Raw genomic sequence first — 1,756 nt, forward strand, 5'->3', positions numbered from 1 at the left:
CCTATCCGAAGCACCAACCTCTGATTTCACAGTGACTGTGGTGATTGGTCACAAGACCACAGAAGATGGCGATGTGACGCCAGTGACCCGAGATGTCGTGATTACGGCAGGCACCACGTCTACAGACTTTACCGTTGATACCCTGAACGACAGTCTGAATGAATCGGCAGATGACGATGTGTTTACCGTCTCTGTCGACAGTACTGCTGGCGGTGACTTTGAGGCACAACCTACCACACCGGCAGCGGTGGAAACGACCATTAACGATGGCACCACCACGGATGCGCCAACCCTGACGCTGACTGGCGATGCCTCTGTCATTGAGGGTGAAGCAGCCAGCTACACCTTGACCCTTTCGGAAGCACCGGCAGCAGACTTTACTGTCACCGTAGTGATTGGGCACAAGACTACGGAAGACGGTGATGTCACTCCGGTGACCCGAGATGTGGTGATCGCTGCTGGAACCGCTTCCGTTGATTTCACCGTGGACACGCTGAACGACAGTCTGAATGAATCGGCGGATGACGATGTGTTTACCGTGTCGGTGGATGCCACATCTGGCGGTAACTTCGAAGCGCAGCCAACCGCACCGGCTGCCGTCGAGACCACCATCAACGATGGCACCACCACGGATGCGCCGACCCTGACGCTGACCGGCGATGCCTCTGTCATTGAGGGTGAAGCGGCCAGCTACACGCTGACGGTCAGTGAAGCACCGACGGCGGACTTTACCGTTACCGTGGTGGTTGGACACAAGACCACGGAGGATGGCGATGTCACTCCAGTCACCCGTGATGTGGTGATCGCCGCTGGCACTACGTCCATCGACTTTACGGTGGACACGCTTGATGACAGCCTGAACGAATCGGCGGATGATGATGTGTTTACCGTCTCAGTCGACAGCACCACTGGCGGTGACTTCGAAGCGCAGCCAACCGCGCCGGCAGCCGTAGAAACCATCATCAACGACGGCACCACCACGGATGCGCCGACCCTGACGTTGACCGGCGATGCCTCTGTCATTGAAGGTGAGTCAGCCAGCTACACTTTGACACTCTCGGAGGCACCAACTTCGGACTTCACGGTCACTGTGGTGATTGGACACAAGACAACGGAAGATGGCGATATCACGCCAGTGACCCGTGATGTGGTGATCGCTGCTGGCACCACATCTGTCGACTTTACCGTAGATACCCTGAACGACAGCCTGAATGAATCGGCGGATGATGATGTGTTTACCGTCTCAGTCGACAGCACCACTGGCGGTGACTTTGAAGCGCAACCCACCGCGCCGGCTGCCGTCGAGACCACCATTAACGATGGCACCACCACGGATGCGCCAACCCTGACCCTGACGGGCGATGCCTCAGTGAATGAAGGTGAAGCGCCCAGCTACACCTTGACGCTCAGTGAAGCACCAACGGCGGACTTTACCGTGACTATCGTCGTGGGTCATAAAACCACAGAAGAGGGCGACATTCAGCCAGTGACCCGCGATGTGGTGATCGCAGCTGGGACCACGTCCACTAACTTTACCGTCGATACCCTGAACGACAGCCTCAACGAATCCGCCGATGACGATGTGTTTACCGTCTCTGTCGACAGTACAGTTGGCGGTGACTTTGAGGCGCAACCCACCGCCCCGGCTGCGGTGGAGACCACCATCAATGACGGCACCACCACGGATGCGCCAACCCTGACCCTGACGGGCGATGCCTCAGTGAATGAAGGCGAAGCGGCCAGTTACACCTTGACG

1 protein-coding gene is annotated in these 1,756 nt (G+C 57.6%); it reads left to right on the top strand.

The window, feature by feature from the left end:
* On the top strand, positions 1 to 1,756 hold a 1,756-nt coding region (locus tag G5S52_RS23380; protein ID WP_368737497.1), incomplete at both ends, for an immunoglobulin-like domain-containing protein.

This window comes from Grimontia sedimenti, from assembly GCF_011045095.1.
Lineage (GTDB): Bacteria > Pseudomonadota > Gammaproteobacteria > Enterobacterales > Vibrionaceae > Enterovibrio > Enterovibrio sedimenti.